We start from the raw sequence: 19982 nt of genomic DNA, 5'->3' as shown, positions 1-19982 counted from the left end.
GACATTAAGATGGTGGGGAAATACTTCCATAGAAACTAAAAGTAATCCGATTATTGTATGAAAGGAAGTGTTTACAGTGATATTTAATGAATTTAAAAATACAATGGATAATCAAACATTGGGGATAAAAGATGAAAACGCTCTATTCTGGAAACTGTGGTGCCTAACTTTTGCATTTGACAAAATTGAAAAAAATTATAGTAAATATAAAATCATTGAAGATTGTTATAAGTTTCTATGGCAGATAAATGATGGTGAAAACAAGAATCTAAATCTTAAAAATAGCCCTTTAGATTCAATGGGGAAATTTGGAGATATGGAATATGAGGATTTAGACGATTTTGATGTTTCAGAGTGTGCTGTAAAAGAATTTATTAATGGCGCTGATGTAATTAGTAGAGATTTAAAAAATGGCCAAGTTAGTAATGGAGGACAAGCAATTTATTTAATTCCATTAAATATTATTGATATTATCCTTCAAGATGATGGCACGGATATTCTTGATGAAGATGGTTTTAATACTCCCATTTGTTTGAATGAAATTAATGCACAGTTAAAATTATCTGTGGAACTTTCACATAATAATAGGGAATTTTCGTTTTCAGATAGGAATATTTTTAGGGCTACTACGTGATTATGAATATGAATATATACGAAGATCCTTTTTTAAAAATTTTAGTGGATAAACTTAAATAATATATTGTTAAAGTAGTTTGTTTTATTGAGTAGAACACTTATACAATACAAGAAAATCAGGAAAAGTTAGATGAAATGACTATAGCTATCAATGAGCTACAAAAAGAGTTTTATCAAAATGATAGCGAACTAATTCTCTATTAAAATATTTATATAGTATAGATGAACTGTATTAAATTTGTGTTTATCAATTTAAAAATCCTACAAAATAAGGCTTAAAAAGGAGTGCAAGCGATGAAAACGCCTAAAAGTAAGTTTCAAGTGGGAGATATTTTTAGTGTAAAACAAGATAATCGTGAGTACGCATTTGGACGCTGTATTTCTCAAATAAGTGTAGGACATATCGTTGAAATTTTTGATTATTTCTCAGAAGAAAATATTTTTGATACAAATATCACCACCAAAAGGCTTTTTGAGCCAGTTCCTATAGATACTTGGGGATTATTCGGTAAAAGAAAGAGAGAAGGAATTTGGAAGGTAATTGGTCATGAAGATCATTTCATACCTGAAAATGTTGATCATTTGCGCTATTGGGGGATGGCTGCTGAAAAGGGTACAGATACGAAACTAATGGGTGTTTTTGATAATGATTGCGGAGATATAAAATACTCTATAGTTAATGGCGATGAACATCGAATTCAATCAGTAGGCTTACATTTTAAAATTAAAGGTAGAGAGAATGAAGTGTTTTTACTTAGAAGTCAATGGGGAGACATACAGGTTAAGGAAGAAATTAAAAAATATAGACAAGTGATCAATCAGTTGTTGATTAACGGTGAAGGGAAAAAGTAAAAAACAGCTTGATGAGCCATCATTTGATTATTCTGTACTTTTTAAGGAGTTTATTAAGATGGAAATTTGTGCAGGAAAATAACCTTTTGACTTGTGATAATATAAATTTTAAAGTCTATCATTAAAAGTAATGTAGCTACAGATGGCTTTAAGAAAAACCTTTCTTCTTAATTTCAATTGGATTTTTATTGTTCTTCTTAGGTATTGTGTCATTAGTGGTGTGGCTTTGATTTCAATGTTTAAGAAGACACAAGTTTCAAACTAATAAGATTCATTTTTGTAAAAAAGGCTACAATCATTTAAACAAAAGAACCAGGCACTCATGAAAAGCTGAGTACCTGGTTTTTAGATTAGTATATAAGGATTTCCTCTGTGAAGTTGCCAATAAAGTTGAACTAGTTAATTACAGTCCGACTTTTTCAAATCAGTCAGTAAGGAAGAGGGCTTCATTTGAAGTTTCGGGTTATCCGATATTAAGAATGAAGAGCGTGTGCCATGGCATCTAAATAATTCTGACTAGCTCGTTGACTTACTTCCGCATCTGGCACAAAGACTTCAAAGCAATGGAAGCTACCAGGGTAGAGTTGGAATTCAACATCTACTCCTGCTTGGGCAAGACGTGTCACGTAGTCAATGGTTTCATCTCGGAATAAATCGAGTTGACCGATACATGTATAAGCTGGAGGTAATCCTGCTAAGTTATCTGCTCTTGAAGGGACCGCATACGGAGATAGCTCATGGGTGTCCTTTTCCTCACCTAAGTACATACGCCAAGCGGTTAAATTATTAGTTCTATTCCATGTTGCATGATCCTCAGTAATCTCGTAGCTGGAAGGTGCTTCATTTCGATTATCAAGCATTGGATACAGTGGCATCTGGAAGATAATTGAGGGTCCTCCTTTATCGCGAGCCATTAATGCTAGAGCTGCTGTTAGCCCTCCGCCACTACTTGCACCTGCAATCGCCACCCGGTTGACATCGATGCCAAGTAATGGTGCCTCGGTTGTCATCCATACTAACCCTGCATAACAATCTTCTATAGCTGCCGGGTAGGGATGCTCAGGAGCCAGTCGATAATCAACCGAAACGACCACGCAATTAGCAGTCTGAACAAAGCGTTCACATAAAATATCATCCATATCAGGGTGTCCCATAATGAAACCACCGCCATGAATCCAAAGCATAGCTGGAAGTTGATCAATATTTCGTTCAACTGGTTCATAAATTTTAACCAACATCTCGTCTCCATCACCTCTAGGAATCATACGATTTGATGTGTGTACAAGTTCTGATTTCTCCGAAGGTGGGTTGGACAAGAGACTTCGACTCCACGCTAAATCTTTCTCCAACCGAAAACCTGGAAATTGGGAGTAAACCTGTCTTAATTCTGGCAAGACTCGGTTGTTGATCGTCATATAAATTCCTCCTGTTTAAATAATGATATCTTAAAGAAATGGAAGTCCTTCTAGTGCCATTTCCGCCTCCCATTTGGCAACTTCCTCACGTACACGAGGAGCAACTTTTGTTCCGAGCAATTCTATAGCTTGCATGACTTGATCATGTGGCATTGTACTTAATGGTACGTACAGCATAAAACGTGTAATCCCTACATGTTTACGAAGATGGATGATTTTTTCAGCAACAGTATCTGGATCACCTACATATAACGCCCCTTCAAAACTTCGTGCAGCATCGTAGCTAGAGCGATCATAATATCGCCAACCCCGTTCTTTGCCCAATTTATTCATGCCTGCCTTTGTTGATGGGAAAAATGTATCTGCTGCCCATTCAGTATTCGGGCCAACAAAACCTATTGAATGAGATCCCACCTGAAGTTTTGATAGATCATGTCCTGCTTGAGCAGCTGCCTTTTTATAGAGCTGTACGATTGGTGCAAACTGCATTGGACTGCCACCAATGATTGCTAGCAAAAGTGGTAATCCTAAAAGTCCTGCACGGATGGCAGATTGTTGATTTCCTCCACTACCAACCCATATTGGTAAGGAGTTTTGAACGGGTCTTGGATACACACCTAAATTATTGATTGCTGGTCGATGTCTACCTTCCCATACTACTTTTTCTGATTCGCGAATTTTGAGGAGTAAGTCCAAATGTTCCTCAAATAGTTCATCGTAATCATTTAAATTGTAGCCAAACAAGGGGAAGGATTCGATAAAGGAACCACGACCTGCCATAATCTCAGCACGCCCATTTGATAGTCCATCTAATGTGGAAAAATCCTGAAAGACACGTACTGGATCAGCTGAAGATAGAACTGTTACAGCACTTGTAAGTCGAATCTTTTTTGTTTGTGGAGCTGCAGCAGATAGCACCATTGCTGGAGAGGATGCAGCATAATCTTCTCGATGGTGCTCGCCAACACCAAACACATCCAGCCCCACTTGATCTGCAAGTATGATTTCTTCTACCACTTCACGTAAACGTTGTGCATGACTAACCACTTCACCACTATGAACATCTGGTTTTGTTTCTACAAAAGAGGTAATTCCTATTTCCATTCTTTATCTCTCCTAATCAAATTTAATTTTTTGTTAACCGTTTAGTCATAGCCCAAAAAATAAGAGCAATTGCACTGATTAAAGCTCCGAGGAAACAAACCCCTCCCCAACCAAAGTGTGCATACATCTGTGTAGAAGCAATTGAGCCACAAGCACCGCCGATGGAATAAAACATCATATATCCGGCAGTAAGTCGACTCCGTGCCTCTGTACGTAATGGAAGAATCATCGTCTGATTAGTGACATGTACTGCCTGCACGGCCAAATCAAGCAACACAATACCTACAATTAATGCCAATAACGACTGTTCTAGATAGTTGATAAACAACCATGAAATCAGTAATAGAACTAAGGCAATACCTGTTGTTCTTTGTCCGTAACCTCGATCGGCCAGTTTCCCTGCCTGTGTTGCAGCTAACGCACCAGCTACTCCAACAAGACCAAATGCGCCAATGACACTATGTGAAAGAGCTAATGGTGGTGCACTAAGTGGAAGAACAAGTGAAGTCCACAAAATACTGAAATCAGCGAAAATTAGCATGGCTAGAATTGAGCGGATGCGTAATGTTCTTTCTTGCACAAACAGAGTGAATACGGATTTTATTAGCTGATGATAGGGGAGTGATTTTACTTCACGCTCCACCTTTGGTAACACCTTTAGAAACATACAAACCATTACAAGCATAAGGGCGGCAGAGACTAGATAGACGGAACGCCACCCTGTAAGGTCTGTTAATAGACCAGCGAAGGTTCGAGCGAGCAGAATGCCAATGACAATCCCACTTGTGACGATCCCAACGACACGTCCGCGCTCTGTAGGGGAAGCCATAGTTGCTGCAAATGCTACAAGTGTCTGCGTCACAACTGCAAGTAGACCTACTAAGGCCATACCTGTAAAAAGCACCACGCTAAAAGAAGCAGTACCCACTATAACCAAAGCCGTTGTGGATAATAGCATCTGTCCGATAATCAAGCGTCGTTGGTTAAGTAAATCTCCAAGAGGCACTAGAAGTAATAAACCCAATCCATAAAAAATCTGCGTGATGGTAATTACAACACCAATTATCGAGTGATCAATATTAAACTCATTAGACAATTGATCAAGCAACGGCTGTGAGAAATAAATATTAGCGACAGACATTCCACAGGCTGTTGCGAATAATAAAGTTACAGCTCTAGACATAGAAGGCTGTAGATTCACCACAGATGCACCAACTTCTTGCTTCGGATCATTGTCCACACCGTATCCTCCTTTCATCATTGGTTTTTAATTATAACATACCGTTCGGTACAGTATAATTATTGGTAAATATATCTTAGGGTTGTTTATAATGTCAAGGATTTATTTGAAATTATTTTACTCTTCATTTACCTAATACAACGAAAATTGACAATAAAAGCAGCTGATTATACAATGTTTACATACTGTTTGGTATTTAAAATTTTATAGTCACCAACTCACTAACCCTTAAATAATGGAGGTGGATTTTTTATGGCAAGAACCCGTGAATTTGATGAGGAAAAAGTATTAGAGGCTGCCATGCAGTTATTTTGGGAGAAGGGATATGAAGCTACTTCTTTAAGTGATCTCACTGCTAGAATGGGGATTCAACGTCCGAGTATTTATTCAACCTTTGGTGATAAAAAGGAACTATTCGAAGCAGCACTTCGTAGATATACGACATCTCGTGCAGCTGATATACGTGCTAGACTTCAAAATCATACCTCTGTAAAACAGGCATTTGCTATTTTTTTTGAAGAAGTGATTGCTGCTGAATATACGAAAGATCTTAGTAACGGCTGTTTTTGCATTAATACAATGGTTGAACTAGCTCCGCATGATGGGAGATTTGAAATCTTAACGAGAGAACATCAACTTTATCTAGCTGTCATTTTTCAGGAGACAATTGAACGTGGAATCCAATCGGGTGAGTTAGAGAAAGACACGGATGCAAAGTATTTAGCACAGGCTCTAATTGTGGCGTTAATTGGATTAACGGTCATGATGAAATCTCAACCACAAAAATCATTTGTTGACAATGCAATCGCAACAACTCTCACATTACTTAAGTAAATTTTGTAAACTATTAAATGAATAAAAATCAACTAAAATATGCGACAAGATGGTAAAGTCTTGTCCATCTTTCAAAAAAGTGAAATCGACGACGCGATTTCACTTTTTTTACTTCTTCTCGAAACTATTTATGTCCCAGTTTCCTTTTTTTTGATGGAATTTATTTTCTTTTTTGGTAAGTGATTTTCTCGTATGTTATCCTTAAAATAAACTAATATCATAATAATTTGATAATTTAACTAATGATTAAACAGGAGTCCCGAGTATACCTGTTTCATTAGATTGTGAATAGTTATGATGATTAGGCAGTAGTTCACAGATCAAGAGTAGCTTAGGTAAGTGCAAAAATTGATGTGTAGCTCGTAATGAAAAGGGGGAATGTGTCTCCAATCATTGCTTCTCGCTTAGAGCAATTGGATAGTAACTTTACAGTACAATGAACTTGATAAGAAATTGAGAGAATCATCACTTGACGAAAAAAGAAGAGAAAATAACAAAGGCGCAGGTAACAAAGCCCCTTGTTTAATAAAAATAGAAATGAGGAGTTTACTATGGGTAAGGGATTTGAATCGAGTCCAGAGTTTAAAGCCATGATAAAAAAATCAGCTAGGGATAGATATATTTACTCTGTAAAACGTATTGCAGACTGGGAAGAGGCATGGTCTTTGAAACTAAATGAAGGGTTTGTTACAACTTCAGATAAAGAGGGAAATCTGTCTATGCCTATTTGGCCATTTAAAGAGTATGCTATGAAATGTGTAGGAGATGAATGGGAAAACTGTAAAACACAAAAAATAGATTTACATACACTCATAGAAGAAATATTACCTAATCTATCAGAAGAAGGAACGCAAGTAGTTGTATTCAAAGTTCCGGAGAATCCAGAAGTTGTAAGAGTATCTGCTGATGACTTTAAGAATAATTTATTATATGAATGTTCTCAATTAGAATAGAATATGAAGTGAAAATATGGATATCAAAACTTTTTAATAAAATCCACATAGAATAACTCGCAGGCTTGAAAATTTTTTGACAAGCTTTCAATCAAGAAAATGACTAACTTACTGATAGTGTTGACATAACACCACAGGATAGAAATGTTTATGAAAAGATATAGTCAGAAACAGTTAAAAGTTTTGTTGAGTAGACCTGCTATAAAATCAAAAGAAGGATTAGTTCAAAATCAAGTACCAGCTTCAGCGATTACATAATATCAATAAAGGGGGAGAAGTCAATGAGTATAGATGAGGCACTTAATGTAGTTTATGATTACACAATTGGTGATCAATCAATACTGGTGGAGTTACGAGCGGGGGAAGGATTAAACCAAGAAAGCTATAAACTCTTAATTGAAGCAATGACAAAACTGATTGAAGAATATAAAGATCAATCTGAAGTTCCTAAAAAACTCGCCTTATGCTTTGTAGATATAAGTAATTATTTTTATTTTCACGAGGGCAAGTACACTAAAGAAGAAGAAGAGCTATTTGAAGATGCAGTTCACGAAATATCTAGATTGGCTGAGATGCTATTTGAATAAAGTGTAGAACCATATTTTTAGTTTCGAATTACAGAGAGTTATACCATATAAGGCTATGTTGAAGGATATATGAACATTTATATGGTGAGAGAGGCCATATAAATGTTATGGCAATGCAACTACGACCGACTAATTGATTGCCAAGCAATGATAGAAAACCACCGTGGGGGGCTGTAAAAAATGAATTACCTAGCTCATTCGATTTCTAAAAATGAAATGGGAATCCAGTGATTGCAGATATAAGTAAAGTTGAAACTCCAATTTATTATGATTATATTGGAGGAGAATTTTCCCCAAAACTCTTAGTAGATTCACTGGAAAAGTTCGACTATTTTTTAGCTGTGTGGCTTGATAAACATGATGATAGGTACTATAAAAGTGGAGAATATCAATCTAATTTTTATGAAGTAATGGAGAAGGAATGGAAAATTAAATTAACGAATGAGGAAATTAAAAATATCTGCGAATTCCTTCCTATTGCAAAATCAAAAGAAAATTTCTCTCCAATTGAGCAACGAATTAAAGAAAAAGTAAAAAAATATTTTGTGTATCTTGATGATCCAGGTGAAAATAAATCAAAAGTGATTTTAGCAATAAAAAAAGAAATGGGTCTATCATTCGATGAAATACGAAGCCGATTAAATAGTTATGAGTTTCTTATAGCTGAGGGATATGGGGAAAATACTTTAATTTTAGCTGACTATTTTATGACGTTGGGTGCAAAAGTAAGAACTGAGACAAAATAAAATATTTTAATGAAAATACGTGCTTTCCTTGACGAAAACAATTAATAAAAGTTTTGTAGTAGTAAGTAAGTAAGTAAGTGCAAGTGAGCTAGATGGAAGCAGTGATTTTTAAATACTGTGCAGAAATGATTATAGTACTTTATTCTATTAGTACCTTCTGAATTGAATCGATTCAATTCCAAAAAAACACCTAGAACTTTCAATTGTTCTAGGTGTTTTTTTGCTATGCAGAGATTGGAATAAAATCAAAGTAATAAACTAGTGGGATCAACAATTCCGATACTAATTAGCAATGCTGAAAGGAAGATACTAATAGGACATTATGGCTTTGGATAACACAAATTGTAGACTCAGAAGACTAGGTCAAGTAGTGCTATCTACTAGACTATCAGGAAAACTTGTAAAAATCATGATTGGGATGGAAAAGGTGATTTTGTTTGCGGAAAAATGGTAATATTAAGAAAAACCAAATGGAGTATATTATGGGAAATTTTAATTTTATTTTATCAGAAGAAATCAGTGACATTGTAAGCGATTGGTTTTGGGATATTATTAGGAACGCAAATCAAAATGCGGATACATTAAGAGAAATATTAAGAGAAATGGATCAAGCGAGTATTATAAAGTTTCAGGAACAATTTTTAGATGCGGCAGCTGTATTACAAGACGAACCATTTTTGAATTATATAGAAGAGTCAGAGGATGGAATTGAAGATGTAAGTTATTTGGTAGTAAGTAGAGGGAAGAAATACTATGCAGAGATACTTAATAATCCTGAGAAAATCCCTTTTACAGCTGAAAATTGTGAAATTCTATTTGGTATCGCAGATGAAATATGTATTGAAAAGTTCGGCGAGTCAACGGAGGTATATTAACATTTAATCTGTCAAATTAGATGACAATAAAATAAACCTTAAAATCAATTTTTTATTGTTGAATGGACATCAAAAAGAGGTGGAAATATGCGTACCAACAAGTATTGGAAGTACTTTAATCGAGTGATGAAAGATTACAAAAAAAGAGTGGTTTCAGACGAAGAAGTGAAAGAAATACTAGATGATCGAATGAAGGAAATGAAGGACTTAATTCAAAAAAATGAACGAAATTGTTTAGCTGAGAGCTTAGGTTTATTAATAGGTGTACATCTTGAAATGAATGCAAAAAATAGAATACTAAATGGAGAAGCATCAGCATGGATTTTATTAGAGCAGCAACTTTTTTGGTTAAATCAAATCATCAAAAGCAATCCAAGTGAAAGAAATGTATCGGACAGGGAAATAGGAGGACTGATTGGGCTTTCTTTATTATGGGGTTATGAAGATATTGCTGAGCTAACATACAAATATGCAACTAATATGATCACGAAAGATCGAGATTTTTATTCTGAGAATAAGACACATCATGTTTTTATGACATGCCTATATCATTATTGGAAAACTGGGGAAATGCCTGAATTGTTTAATATTTTACCAGAAGATCATGTCTACCAAAAATTAATGCGCAGTTGGAACAATACAAATGATTTTGGAGAGCATCTTTATGAACTATGTGATTTTCACATCTATAGCCTAAGCGACACACCAGATAAATCAAGTGAAATTTTATCATTCGACTGTATTCCTTACGATTATTATTGTATTCAATTAATAAGAGAAAAAGAGGGACTAGCCACACCTAATATAGGGCATCCTTTGCTTCAAACACCCCTGGCAGAAATTCCAAAGGATAAACCTGGGTACAAATTTGAAGAGGATGAAGTATTGCAATTCGTCATTCAAAATGAAAAAGTACCGGATGCACAACGAATTATACGTTAAAGGCATTTGATTGTGAAATTTAAAAGAATATGAGATACCTTAAACTGTTAGGTGGAAAAGGAGTAATTGTATGAATGCAATGTTATTACTTGTGCAAAAGCTTTCATGTGATGCGGAAGAACAAATTTATTCAGAGGTTTCATTAGCTATAGAAAAGCCAGAAGCCTATTTCGAGAAGTTCAAAGACCGACTTGATGAAAGAGGAATAGATAGTCCGATTGAACAAATGGCATGGATTTCTTTAGTGGATGCACTTCTTGAACAAGATTTAGCATATGAAATCGATTGGAAAGAAACAGGGTTATACATTTGCGATGTTGTTGACGAATTATTGGATAGGAAAAAAATGGAGTGCGTAAGCTGGGAAGAGTTTGAAGATGGAGAATTTGATGAGCTGCCAACGTCTGAGTTTTTAAATGAAGTTTCCAAAAAATTAAAGGAAAAGGGAATATCGTTGGCATGTTTAGATATTGAAAGTGACTGTTACGTTCTGATCACTGTTCCATCATCTGACATCGATGAAATTGAGAAGTTGGCACAAGAAGCGGGATATAGAATTCAAGATTCATTTTGAAGTAGCGAGCCTCATTGTGGATTGAGTTTGGTGTAAATTCCTTTTTAAACATTTGAAATACGATAAGTAGATGGAATGTGGTAAACCCTTTGCAATAGTTGAAAATATGGCACTTGCGGTGAAATCAAGAGCTCCCACTGGGATATATTCAAAGAGGTACTTTTCATGCTGAAGTATTAAAGCGTCTTCAATATGACGAATTCAAAGTGAAAAAGGGGAAATGTAGATGGATAAAGATATAAAATTATTAGTTGATGAAATAGCGCGCGCTACAGAAAAATCCTTTTTAAATTTATTTCAAAACAAAGAAATTTATTATTATTGTGCACTGGTGACCACAGGGGAGGCTGTTGCACCAGCTATTTCAGCATGGTCTTGGGAAGCATCGGAGAATGTCGCAAAAAAATATTCAATGGAAGATGCAGATTTAATAAAATGGTCCTATGCAGATTCACCATATTGGAATTTTGGTTGCGAGAATTTTGAAACTGTAAGAAAACTATTTAATGAGCGTTTACTTGACTATACTGATGAAATTAAATGGTTTAAAGAAATAGACTTTAGATTAGAAGCTATGGTTTTAGCTTTGGAAAAATTAGATAAAAAAGAAATGTTTTCTTTAAATCAACCAAGAAGTAAAGTGTATGTGAACGTTGAGGTGATGCCTCCTGATGAAACAAACACAATCAGAGCATTACGTCTAAATAAAAGAGAAAATATTTTGGATTGGCTTAATGAAGCTGCAGAAGAATAGTATTTTTTGTAGTTGGAATCTTTATAACCTACGGGAATAAAAATGGAGGAGTGCGTTAAATGGATTTTTCAATAGTTACAGACACTGCAGGTGCAAGAGTTGGTGAATTAGCTAGTGAATTAATACACGCATTGGAATCTAATATAAATTCAAAATATAGGAATGTCGATGTTTCGATCGGAATAGCCTTTAGATGCTTACCTGAATCCTATGGAAGAAAGTCATTTATTCGATATACTAAAAAAGATAACTATTTGACAATCGATATGGCAGTTACGGTAGAAGAATATGAAAAAATGTATAAAGTAGAGCAACGGTATCATTTGGGGAATCTATTTTTAGAGTTTCTAAACAGGGCGTTAGAAAAACACAATTTTGAAGGGCTTGAAAAAGAGATGTTCATAAGTGATATTAAAATGTGGGCAAGAGAAATCCCTTTGAAAATGGATAATGGTTCAACAAAATTGTGTAATTGGTTTAATGAAGAGGTTGATTGGTCTGTAGATCTTGATAAATAAAGATAGTTTTAAAATAGTAGAAGAAATGTGGTATTCTACTACTGATTACATCAACAACGAGGAGGAAACATTGTGAAGAAACTTAATTCTGAATTCAAATATTTAGTGGATATGTACGAAGATCCTTATTTTCCAACATTTTTAGTGGATAAACTTAAATTACATATTGTTAAAGTAGTTCATTTTATTGAGGAGAACACTTATACAATAGAAGAGATTCAGGAAAAGTTAGATGAGATGACGCTAGCTATCAATGAACTACAAGATGAGTTTGATCAAAATGATAGTGAAATTGAAACGGTTGCACGTGATTCAATTGGTACAACTGTAGAAGAAATTTTACAATATTTTGAGCTGGATATCGATATTGAAGAAGCTATTAGAGAACGCGAATGGTGAATTAAGTTCGTATATATTTTGTTTAGAAACTCTTGTTAGGGCATAACAAGAGTGTAAATAAAACAAAAATGTAGTCAAGAGAAATCCCTTTAAAGTCAATTTATGAATGCTATTTTTTAACATCCTTCAAAAGAAAAGCTGTAGCGTACGGTATCGCTACAGCTTAAAATTGGTTTTTGTCTTACATAGGTTAGTCAGTAAAGGAATTATAACATATATTAAGGCAAACTAAAAATAACAACAGCTATTTTGGATGAAAAAGCACAGGAAAAAGAATCGATATTATGTAGAGATAATAGCTATAAATTTGCCGCTCTAACGTTTTTCTGCCCCTTTATTATTAAACCTTGGTATAAAAATCTAATTCCTTCTACCAGTTATGTTCAAGAGACACTACAGGGGAAAATGTAGTTAGAACGTGATAAATTTGAACTTGAAGAAATAGCATATGCATTAAGAGAAGCAAAAGAAGAAGGTAAAAATAAGTTTTCACAGTCTATAAATTTCGTACGCATGATATGGAATGAGGTGAAAATTAAAAAGGGTCACTGGACCAGAGTGACCCCAGCCAACAAATCGGAAGGTGCAAAGCTGAATTGCTTTACACTACTATTATTATGCTTCGAATGTTATGTTTATATAGTGAATTGCCTGAGAAATAAAATTAAAATAAAAAGTAAGTATAAAATAGATATTTATAATTTAGAAGTAAGCAAAAAAGGAGCAGTACTCGATTAAATATGAGTATCTGCTCTTTTTTGTAAATGGAAAACTTTATTACATTGGGTGATGAAAAAAGCTGGATGGTACAAGCATCGCATTAAGTGGAACAATGGAGCGGATCCTAGGATTGTACATGACGATTCTGAGCGATGTTATTAGCAAAGAATGAAGTATTCTTTTTAAAAAAAATAAATAAAATTAAATAAAAGTTGAATAAAGTTAAAAATAATGATGAAGTAAAGTTAAATAATGTGAAGGAGGGGTAATTTGAATAATAATGAAATTCCAAGTTGGCTTTTATCTTTAGAAAAGGAAGATGTGGAGTTTATTAAAAATTTTGTAATAAATTCAGGTTCATTGAAAGAGATAGCGAAATATTATAACGTTTCCTATCCTACTGTAAGAATTCGGTTAGATAAGCTGATAAATAAAATTAATGTGAATGAGAGTTCTGAAAATGAAGAATTCATAAGTTTTATAAAGAGGCTGTCAATTGATGATCGAATTAGCTTAGAGGACGCTAAATTAATAATTGAAAAATATAAAATGGAGGTACAAAAATAGTGAGCGATTGGTATAGATTACTATTAATTTTAATTGTTTTTGCAGTGCAACATTTTTTATCTACTAGAAATAATGTGTATTGGGGAGGTTTGTTACCAATTATATACATAGCAACGCTAATAAGTGTACAGTTTTACGGGATATTTGAATGGTCTATGATGCAGTTCATTTTATTTGCAATTGTCGGTGAACTATTTTTAGTAGGATATTGGATGAGTGGCAGAAAAATTTTAGCTAGTAAAAGACAGAGAGAATTAGAAAAGATGAAAGCTTTTGACTTATAATCGGTAGTAATGACTAAGACCAAGATGCTAAACTGCACCCTTTGTTAGATTTGTCTAGCAATGGGGGGCAGTTCCGTATCTTGTCTTTTTTATTTTCATCTAGTGAGTGTTGAATAACAAAAATTATACAATTAGATGATTGAAGTCCAAATGAAACATCAGGATTTTTTACCATCAGTCTGGCGACAGCAATAAACACATCTGAGTTTATAAAAATTAATCACCGAAAGATAGATACAAATCACTAAAACCCAAACGCTAATTCTGTTATTTGAGAGTTTAATAAAAAAATTCAGGCGTGTTGATTAGGGAAAAATAGGTTTATTATTGAGCGATGAAAAGATTTTTTTGTTACCACTTTGCCAATATATTACCCTTTTAACTGATTGTAGTGTAGGGCTACTCGACTCCCGCGGGAAAGCGAGACAGACGAGACCCTGCACGGAGCGGATGTTTTCTGTGCGAAAGCGTGAGTGCTAACGTAGCGGCAGCGACACAAGCGGAGGAAGCGGCTCGACGCTCGCCCGCAGGAAAGCGAGTAGCCCGTAACGGAAATCAGCCTCTTCGAATGTATAAAAATGGTTAATCAACACATCTGAAAAAAATTATCATTTATCCTTGAATCTCCAGTAACGTCACCTTTTATGATGAATTTGGTTACTTACTTTAAAAGGTAAACAATCAAATAATGATATTGGAGGAACAGCACGATGAAAAAAGAGAGTTTATTGAACCGAGGATTGGCAAGTTTAATGCATCTGTTCTCGCTAGTACTAACTTTTGTTTTACCTATATTGGTATACTTAGTAACAAGGAATAAGAATAAATATTTTGCTGATCATGCAAAAGAAGGGATGAATCTTCATTTTACTTTCTTCCCAGTATTTTTGTTATTAACTTTTATTTCCGAAAAATGGAGTGCAGCTTCTACCCTTTCTTTTGTCCTTATTATACTTGAAACAATATTAATCGTAATTGCAGCAATTTATACTTTCAATGGAAAAAAGTTTTCTTATCCCGTTATCCGTTACTTTAAAGTCAATCATTAAGTGAATAGAGGAGAGAATAATTTGTCGGGAAAAGGTATATTTACGATAGGTGAACTTGTGCAAAAGTCTGGTGTTAGTATTAGGACACTTCGATATTATGACAGTATAGACCTACTTAAGCCAAGTGATTATACAGAGGGTGGACATAGACTTTATTCAAATGAGGATTTAACTATTCTACAAAACATTAAGTCATTACAGTTCCTCGGTTTGTCGCTAAAAGAAATTAAAGACATGCTTCAAAAAAATACTGTTAAAGGCGAAGTGATCTTAAAATCTCTAATCGATCAAAAACAGTTATTTGAAGCAAAAAAACTTGAAATTATTAATACATTATCTGATTTAAATCATCTTATTGAAACAGTAAAAGATGAGGAAGTTATCAATATCGACATATTTTGTGCGATGCTACAAAAATTAATATTTGCTGAAAATACTGAAACATGGTTTAAAGAACACTTTTCACAAGATATAACTGATGAATTATTTAATATAAATAAATCCGAAGAAATCGATTTAGATAAAAAATGGACAAAGGTATTATTTGAAATTAAACATTTAACGCTCACTGAAGCCATACCTTCTTCTAAAGAATCCCAAGAAACTGTTGGAACACTTTTAGTACTTATGAATGAAACCTTGAAAGGAAAGTTAGATTTGATTGAAGAAAAACTACCATCCACAGAATCATTCAAATTTCCGAATCCTTTTACAGAAAAAGAACAAATATTTTTAAAAGAATCGATAAAAATTTATCAAAATAATTGTAGCAACACTCAGGAAACGATGAAGAATTAAGATATGACAATCCTGCATTGAAAACACAAGTTGAAAAATTGCTAATATGAAGAAGTCACTCATTTTTTGAAAAAATAATGAGTGACTTTCTTTAATTTATAAATATCTACCGTAGCTATCTGATTAAGTTACATGCCTGATAGGATATTTTTTATACCCAACTCCCCCAGTAAAAAATCATTCACACCCCATCTGTGCACCACATAAGATTAAGATTCAAGACATATAAATAAAGGTAGTAGAAAAATAAAAGGCATGCAAACATTGATTCCTGAGTTAGTAGATTAAAAATACAAAAAAATTAAGAAATTTTTAAGTTTCTATAGAGGAAAAAATTAAGATTTGAATTATATACTTATAAAAAAATGGAATTTACGAAACTATTTGAAGATTTAATCCGTATTGGTAGTAGTAAAGAATATTGAAGTAGGTGAAGAAATGGCATACACCATTTACATAGTATTAACAAAAACAGGAACATTATTATCAAAAGCTATTGGAATGTATACTGGGAAAGAGATGAATCATGCATCTATTGCGTTCGATGAGGAGCTTTTCGACATGTATAGCTTTGGACGTAAGCAGCTAAATAATCCTCTAAGCGGCGGTTTTTTGCGAGAAGATGCAGAAAGAGGATTGTTTGAGACAGCAGATTGTGTCATTTATCGTTGCAGAGTTTCACATTATCAATACTTAGAAATGATGAAATTTGTACGTTATATGTATTGTAATCGAGATCGCTATAAATATAATTTTATTGGACTCTTTGGGGTTGTCATGCAAAAGGAGGTTCGAAGAGAGCGTGCCTATTTTTGCTCACAATTTGTGGCGATGCTTTTAAAGGTTGGTGGTTTGAAAATTTATCAAAACCCAGCATTAATGACACCACATTGTATCGCACAATTACCCTATTTAGAAAAAGTATATGCTGGGAAGCTTGCAGACTATTTACAAGGTGTTCGTGCACCAGCCATGTTATATGGATAAAACTTACATCATTAACCTTATTTTTTACCTCGCTTTCAAAAAAGCCTCGGAGAGATTAGCAAAATTCTAACATCTACCGGGGCTTACCTCTTTATAATCTCACTAGCATTTTACCTCATATCGCTAAGTGAACATTTTTCCTTTAAGTGGTTATACCCTTGAATCGCACTTATTTACCAGATGTCCGCTAACGAATACATGAAATTAAACCTATTCCGTTATAATATTGAGGTAATGGAATGGGTAATATTCTCTTTAATGTGTAAATCAATGTTTAATTAGTAGAATTCTAGGGGGAAACCATGCTTTAATTAATCATATGAAAGATATACATAACGAGAAATCCTCCGTAGTTAAGCATTTTTCATTTTTATGAAGGAGGTAATACATTTGTGTACAGGTGTTGCGCTTTACGACACGAGTGATAGTAGTCCATTGGCCGCTTTTCACATTGGAACATCTTTTTTTGCTGCCATTGGAATGCCTATTACAGGAGCTAGCTATTACGAGTATTTAAGTGATGGGGATCATGAAGGGGATCATGATCTTTTTGAGGTGCCTATAGAGGAACTAGAAGAGCGAATTATAAATGGAAAGGTTACTTCTTACTGGATTTACAGTGATTTACGAGGTGGATTACCCTGGGATGCCGCTTTTACCTATCAAACTGGTGAATATGGTAATTTTCCGCATATAGGAGCACATTGTGACGGGAACATTGAAGAGGTTTACGGGGCAATAACTGATTGGCTTAATAAAGTAGTGAAGCCATTTCATGTTCCATATGGCATTGTATATACAGCAGAAAAAATCACAGCTGCATTGCATTATGCAGCGGGAGAAAATTGCACATCTATGTTCCCGTTTGAGAATGGCTTTGCTTTTCAAAAAGAAGCGCCTGGAATGTATGCCGGTCTTGGGCGATATACGACAAGTATGCTGAGAATGGTGTATTCATACAATGTGTTAAATGGGAAGCATTTGCAAATCAAAGTAGTTCATCAAACATTGCTCGATTGGATCCATGATGACAAAGAGCGAGGAGTACTTCGTCTACTCGGCAAAGATCGCTGGATATGGGAAGTGAAGGACGAGCATCTGACGGCTGTTAATATGGCATTAGGTGAAATAGGAATTTTAGTAGCCTGGCAGCCTGAAAGATCAAAAAAACGAATTCGTAAATTACCTTAAAACAAAAAATTTTAAAAATACATAGGAGGCGTTATTGATGAGCGAAGAGGTAAAGGCAACTGGCTGGGACGCAATTGATGAGGAGTTATTAAAAATTTACGGGGAACAGGAGCCAAAGCATTATGGAACCATTCTTCCATATTCATTAGGAGGCGACGATCCACTGCAAGGAATCAGCGCTTATAAAAGTGAGACACCAGTTCCGCACTGGCATTTTGTAACATATGGGTTTTCTGAGTTATATGAAAAAGAATCAGAGGATGCTGACTACAGTGGATATGGGTTTGAGCTAACATTTCGTCTTGCGCGTAATGAAGATGAGGAGGAGCCACCAGCTTGGGTGTTGAATTTGCTACAAAACATGGGAAGATATGTTTTTAATAGTGGCAATGTTTTTAAATCTGGTGATTATTTGGATGCAAACGGTCCAATCTGCCTAGGTGAAGACACGCTTTTAACGGCTCTTGCCTTTATTTTTGATCCTGAGTTGCCTGCTATTAATACACCAAATGGACAAGTGGAGTTTATTCAAATGGTAGGTATTACAGGTGATGAGCTTGAAGCGATGCAAACATGGAATACATTAGGTGTGCTAAATGCAGGTCTAGCGTATATCCCAAGCTACGTTACTGATTTAGATCGGGCATCTCTTTTACAGATTTCATCAATTGCAGAAGCAGTAGAAAAAGGAATGAATGAAGAAGGCTCGAACACCGGCTTTTTATTCGTGGACCAACTGGCATGGGAACAAGGGAAAAAGGGATGGTTCAGCAAACATCCTGATAAAGTCATGCTAGGGGCAAAGCAGGCAGGAATCATTGGCAAACTACTGCGCGGCAGAATTTTAAAAGGAAAAAACCTCACTCTCGTTGGTCGGGAAATTCGAGTTGTATTTAAACCAGGGGAAAAATCCGAGTTCCGTGTAGAGGATCAGGATATTATCATTTCGTTGAATGAAAGGGCCGCTATGGAACTTGGCCAAAGCTTGATACCGCAGGAAAAAGAATTCGAATTATCTTCTATAACGGGGCTTTCGTTCCAAATAATGAAAACCTACATTAAAGATCAGGAAGGAAACGTTGTAGAAACAATCGGATAAATATGAAGAGAATGGTCTCCCGCTAGTAGATTTAATTTGTGCGGGAGATTTTTTCATCAATGATTGACAGGTAAGGGGAGACAAATGGACTGGTTAGAAGTTAGTCAATCTAAAGATATTGAAATTGTTCGTGCAGGCGTGAATCAGCTTGATCCGAATGAACGGGATGCAAGGGGAAGAACGCCTATAATGCTTTTTGTCACGAATCGAATGCCGTTTGAAGGGATTAAACTTCTCCTTGAGAGAAACGTAGAGTTAGAGGCGGTAGATAAGTTAGGAGATACGGTCTTAAAGAAAGCGGTCAAGTTCAAGCAAGTAGAGGTAATTAAGCTACTACTTGAGTATGGAGTGGAGTTGAATTCCCCTAAAGGTATTTTGGCGACAGCTTGGAACGCAGCAAGAATAAACAATGTCATTGCTGATTTATTGCTGAATACCAAAGGGGCTATCCGACTCACGTTAGATTCTGAAGAACAACGCAAAGTAGATAATATTTTATATGAAGAATCGCTCGATAAGATGAGTAATATGATCAGAAAACTTTCTTCTCCGGTACTACTGCACGCAGTTGTTAACGGCTATAACTGGGATGACGGACCAGAGCCGATGATTGCAGCTTTTGAAAATCCAACTTGTGCAGAGATTACCCTACTTGACATGTATGAGCTGCTGGATGGCGATTATTGGCTGGAACAAGATGAAGAAGAATTGGCGAAGTCCTCGTGGAAATATTCTTGGAGAAGACTAGCAGAGGAGCTGGCGAAGAAAAGTCAATCTGTTAAATAATCGCATCTAGTGTTCAAAAAGAGAAAGATTTGTATAGGCATGAATGGGGCAAGGGATTAATGCTATAAAATT

The 19982-nt window shown here is 35.0% G+C and carries 24 protein-coding genes; 21 read left to right on the top strand and 3 right to left on the bottom strand.

Annotated elements, in window-relative coordinates; all coding sequences use genetic code 11:
* The first annotated feature begins 103 nt into the window (after nt 1-103).
* The 3 genes from ACVWXS_RS04845 (at nt 104) to ACVWXS_RS04835 (ending at nt 1718) form a co-directional block, all read left to right on the top strand.
* Complete coding sequence (locus ACVWXS_RS04845) at nt 104-634, top strand: hypothetical protein (protein ID WP_456956521.1); 531 nt, start codon at nt 104-106, stop codon at nt 632-634.
* 296 nt (nt 635-930) lie between these two features.
* Entirely contained in the window at nt 931-1488 is a 558-nt protein-coding gene (locus ACVWXS_RS04840) for an Imm26 family immunity protein (RefSeq protein ID WP_456956519.1), read from the top strand.
* 170 nt (nt 1489-1658) lie between these two features.
* Nucleotides 1659-1718: a hypothetical protein gene (locus ACVWXS_RS04835; RefSeq protein WP_456956583.1), complete on the top strand. Its 60-nt coding sequence runs from the start codon at nt 1659-1661 to the stop codon at nt 1716-1718.
* Between the two features lie 243 nt (nt 1719-1961).
* Here ACVWXS_RS04835 and ACVWXS_RS04830 read toward each other — a convergent pair whose 3' ends face one another.
* Genes ACVWXS_RS04830 through ACVWXS_RS04820 form a run of 3 tightly spaced genes read right to left on the bottom strand, consistent with a single transcriptional unit; the run spans nt 1962 to nt 5190 of the window.
* Nucleotides 1962-2903: an alpha/beta hydrolase gene (locus ACVWXS_RS04830; RefSeq protein WP_456956517.1), complete on the bottom strand. Its 942-nt coding sequence runs from the start codon at nt 2901-2903 to the stop codon at nt 1962-1964.
* A 30-nt stretch (nt 2904-2933) separates the two neighbouring features.
* Entirely contained in the window at nt 2934-4007 is a 1074-nt protein-coding gene (locus ACVWXS_RS04825) for an LLM class flavin-dependent oxidoreductase (protein WP_456956515.1), read from the bottom strand.
* Between the two features lie 22 nt (nt 4008-4029).
* Complete coding sequence (locus ACVWXS_RS04820) at nt 4030-5190, bottom strand: MFS transporter (protein WP_456956581.1); 1161 nt, start codon at nt 5188-5190, stop codon at nt 4030-4032.
* Nucleotides 5191-5499: 309 nt separating this feature from the next.
* Here ACVWXS_RS04820 and ACVWXS_RS04815 point away from each other — a divergent pair, with 309 nt between their 5' ends.
* The 18 genes from ACVWXS_RS04815 to ACVWXS_RS04730 all read left to right on the top strand — a co-directional run bounded on the left by ACVWXS_RS04815 (nt 5500) and on the right by ACVWXS_RS04730 (nt 19910).
* Nucleotides 5500-6081 carry a TetR/AcrR family transcriptional regulator gene (locus ACVWXS_RS04815; RefSeq protein ID WP_456956513.1) on the top strand — a complete coding sequence of 194 codons (582 nt, stop codon included), beginning with the start codon at nt 5500-5502 and terminating at the stop codon, nt 6079-6081.
* 551 nt (nt 6082-6632) lie between these two features.
* Entirely contained in the window at nt 6633-7034 is a 402-nt protein-coding gene (locus tag ACVWXS_RS04810) for a DUF2750 domain-containing protein (RefSeq protein WP_374966405.1), read from the top strand.
* 281 nt (nt 7035-7315) lie between these two features.
* Nucleotides 7316-7621, top strand: coding sequence for a hypothetical protein (locus ACVWXS_RS04805; RefSeq protein WP_456956512.1), 306 nt, complete (start codon nt 7316-7318; stop codon nt 7619-7621).
* Between the two features lie 227 nt (nt 7622-7848).
* On the top strand, nt 7849-8367 hold the full coding sequence (locus tag ACVWXS_RS04800) for a hypothetical protein (RefSeq protein ID WP_456956510.1): 519 nt from the start codon (nt 7849-7851) through the stop codon (nt 8365-8367).
* A gap of 482 nt (nt 8368-8849) precedes the next feature.
* Nucleotides 8850-9242, top strand: a complete 393-nt coding sequence (locus tag ACVWXS_RS04795) for a DUF4240 domain-containing protein (protein WP_456956508.1) — start codon at nt 8850-8852, stop codon at nt 9240-9242.
* Between the two features lie 87 nt (nt 9243-9329).
* Nucleotides 9330-10184, top strand: a complete 855-nt coding sequence (locus ACVWXS_RS04790; RefSeq protein ID WP_456956506.1) for a hypothetical protein — start codon at nt 9330-9332, stop codon at nt 10182-10184.
* A gap of 70 nt (nt 10185-10254) precedes the next feature.
* The gene (locus ACVWXS_RS04785) at nt 10255-10758 is read left to right on the top strand and encodes a DUF6630 family protein (protein ID WP_456956504.1); all 504 of its coding nucleotides are present in this window, start codon (nt 10255-10257) and stop codon (nt 10756-10758) included.
* A gap of 226 nt (nt 10759-10984) precedes the next feature.
* Entirely contained in the window at nt 10985-11512 is a 528-nt protein-coding gene (locus ACVWXS_RS04780) for a DUF4303 domain-containing protein (RefSeq protein WP_456956502.1), read from the top strand.
* Nucleotides 11513-11571: 59 nt separating this feature from the next.
* Nucleotides 11572-12030 carry a hypothetical protein gene (locus ACVWXS_RS04775; protein WP_402985607.1) on the top strand — a complete coding sequence of 153 codons (459 nt, stop codon included), beginning with the start codon at nt 11572-11574 and terminating at the stop codon, nt 12028-12030.
* Between the two features lie 72 nt (nt 12031-12102).
* Nucleotides 12103-12429, top strand: coding sequence for a DUF5713 family protein (locus ACVWXS_RS04770; RefSeq protein WP_456956499.1), 327 nt, complete (start codon nt 12103-12105; stop codon nt 12427-12429).
* Nucleotides 12430-13419: 990 nt separating this feature from the next.
* Entirely contained in the window at nt 13420-13716 is a 297-nt protein-coding gene (locus tag ACVWXS_RS04765; RefSeq protein WP_068984527.1) for a DUF2089 family protein, read from the top strand.
* Nucleotides 13716-14000, top strand: a complete 285-nt coding sequence (locus tag ACVWXS_RS04760; protein WP_456956497.1) for a hypothetical protein — start codon at nt 13716-13718, stop codon at nt 13998-14000. Before ACVWXS_RS04765 ends, ACVWXS_RS04760 begins: the two co-directional genes overlap by 1 nt.
* A 710-nt stretch (nt 14001-14710) precedes the next feature.
* The gene (locus tag ACVWXS_RS04755; RefSeq protein ID WP_456956495.1) at nt 14711-15049 is read left to right on the top strand and encodes a DUF4870 domain-containing protein; all 339 of its coding nucleotides are present in this window, start codon (nt 14711-14713) and stop codon (nt 15047-15049) included.
* A gap of 21 nt (nt 15050-15070) precedes the next feature.
* Nucleotides 15071-15847 (top strand): MerR family transcriptional regulator, encoded by a 777-nt coding sequence (locus tag ACVWXS_RS04750; protein ID WP_456956493.1) that lies wholly within the window; start codon nt 15071-15073, stop codon nt 15845-15847.
* A 402-nt stretch (nt 15848-16249) separates the two neighbouring features.
* Nucleotides 16250-16834: a hypothetical protein gene (locus ACVWXS_RS04745; protein WP_368635045.1), complete on the top strand. Its 585-nt coding sequence runs from the start codon at nt 16250-16252 to the stop codon at nt 16832-16834.
* 390 nt (nt 16835-17224) lie between these two features.
* Nucleotides 17225-18025 carry a hypothetical protein gene (locus tag ACVWXS_RS04740; protein ID WP_456956490.1) on the top strand — a complete coding sequence of 267 codons (801 nt, stop codon included), beginning with the start codon at nt 17225-17227 and terminating at the stop codon, nt 18023-18025.
* A 37-nt stretch (nt 18026-18062) separates the two neighbouring features.
* Nucleotides 18063-19124 (top strand): suppressor of fused domain protein, encoded by a 1062-nt coding sequence (locus tag ACVWXS_RS04735; RefSeq protein ID WP_456956488.1) that lies wholly within the window; start codon nt 18063-18065, stop codon nt 19122-19124.
* A gap of 84 nt (nt 19125-19208) precedes the next feature.
* Complete coding sequence (locus ACVWXS_RS04730) at nt 19209-19910, top strand: DUF4274 domain-containing protein (RefSeq protein ID WP_456956486.1); 702 nt, start codon at nt 19209-19211, stop codon at nt 19908-19910.
* Nucleotides 19911-19982: the final 72 nt, after the last annotated feature.

The sequence above is a fragment of the Lysinibacillus sp. TE18511 genome, from assembly GCF_054062295.1.
This window is presented reverse-complemented; position numbering and strand designations above follow the sequence as displayed.

Excerpts from the sequence above, each read along its gene's own strand:
- ACVWXS_RS04795 (WP_456956508.1), top strand. The coding sequence starts at position 8,850 with ATGGGAAATTTTAATTTTATTTTATCAGAAGAAATCAGTGACATTGTA.
- ACVWXS_RS04790 (WP_456956506.1), top strand. The coding sequence starts at position 9,330 with ATGCGTACCAACAAGTATTGGAAGTACTTTAATCGAGTGATGAAAGAT.
- ACVWXS_RS04755 (WP_456956495.1), top strand. The coding sequence starts at position 14,711 with ATGAAAAAAGAGAGTTTATTGAACCGAGGATTGGCAAGTTTAATGCAT.
- ACVWXS_RS04785 (WP_456956504.1), top strand. The coding sequence starts at position 10,255 with ATGAATGCAATGTTATTACTTGTGCAAAAGCTTTCATGTGATGCGGAA.
- ACVWXS_RS04820 (WP_456956581.1), bottom strand. The coding sequence starts at position 5,190 with ATGTCTAGAGCTGTAACTTTATTATTCGCAACAGCCTGTGGAATGTCT.
- ACVWXS_RS04810 (WP_374966405.1), top strand. The coding sequence starts at position 6,633 with ATGGGTAAGGGATTTGAATCGAGTCCAGAGTTTAAAGCCATGATAAAA.
- ACVWXS_RS04845 (WP_456956521.1), top strand. The coding sequence starts at position 104 with ATGGATAATCAAACATTGGGGATAAAAGATGAAAACGCTCTATTCTGG.
- ACVWXS_RS04830 (WP_456956517.1), bottom strand. The coding sequence starts at position 2,903 with ATGACGATCAACAACCGAGTCTTGCCAGAATTAAGACAGGTTTACTCC.
- ACVWXS_RS04825 (WP_456956515.1), bottom strand. The coding sequence starts at position 4,007 with ATGGAAATAGGAATTACCTCTTTTGTAGAAACAAAACCAGATGTTCAT.
- ACVWXS_RS04805 (WP_456956512.1), top strand. The coding sequence starts at position 7,316 with ATGAGTATAGATGAGGCACTTAATGTAGTTTATGATTACACAATTGGT.
- ACVWXS_RS04735 (WP_456956488.1), top strand. The coding sequence starts at position 18,063 with ATGAGCGAAGAGGTAAAGGCAACTGGCTGGGACGCAATTGATGAGGAG.
- ACVWXS_RS04780 (WP_456956502.1), top strand. The coding sequence starts at position 10,985 with ATGGATAAAGATATAAAATTATTAGTTGATGAAATAGCGCGCGCTACA.
- ACVWXS_RS04815 (WP_456956513.1), top strand. The coding sequence starts at position 5,500 with ATGGCAAGAACCCGTGAATTTGATGAGGAAAAAGTATTAGAGGCTGCC.
- ACVWXS_RS04775 (WP_402985607.1), top strand. The coding sequence starts at position 11,572 with ATGGATTTTTCAATAGTTACAGACACTGCAGGTGCAAGAGTTGGTGAA.
- ACVWXS_RS04840 (WP_456956519.1), top strand. The coding sequence starts at position 931 with ATGAAAACGCCTAAAAGTAAGTTTCAAGTGGGAGATATTTTTAGTGTA.
- ACVWXS_RS04730 (WP_456956486.1), top strand. The coding sequence starts at position 19,209 with ATGGACTGGTTAGAAGTTAGTCAATCTAAAGATATTGAAATTGTTCGT.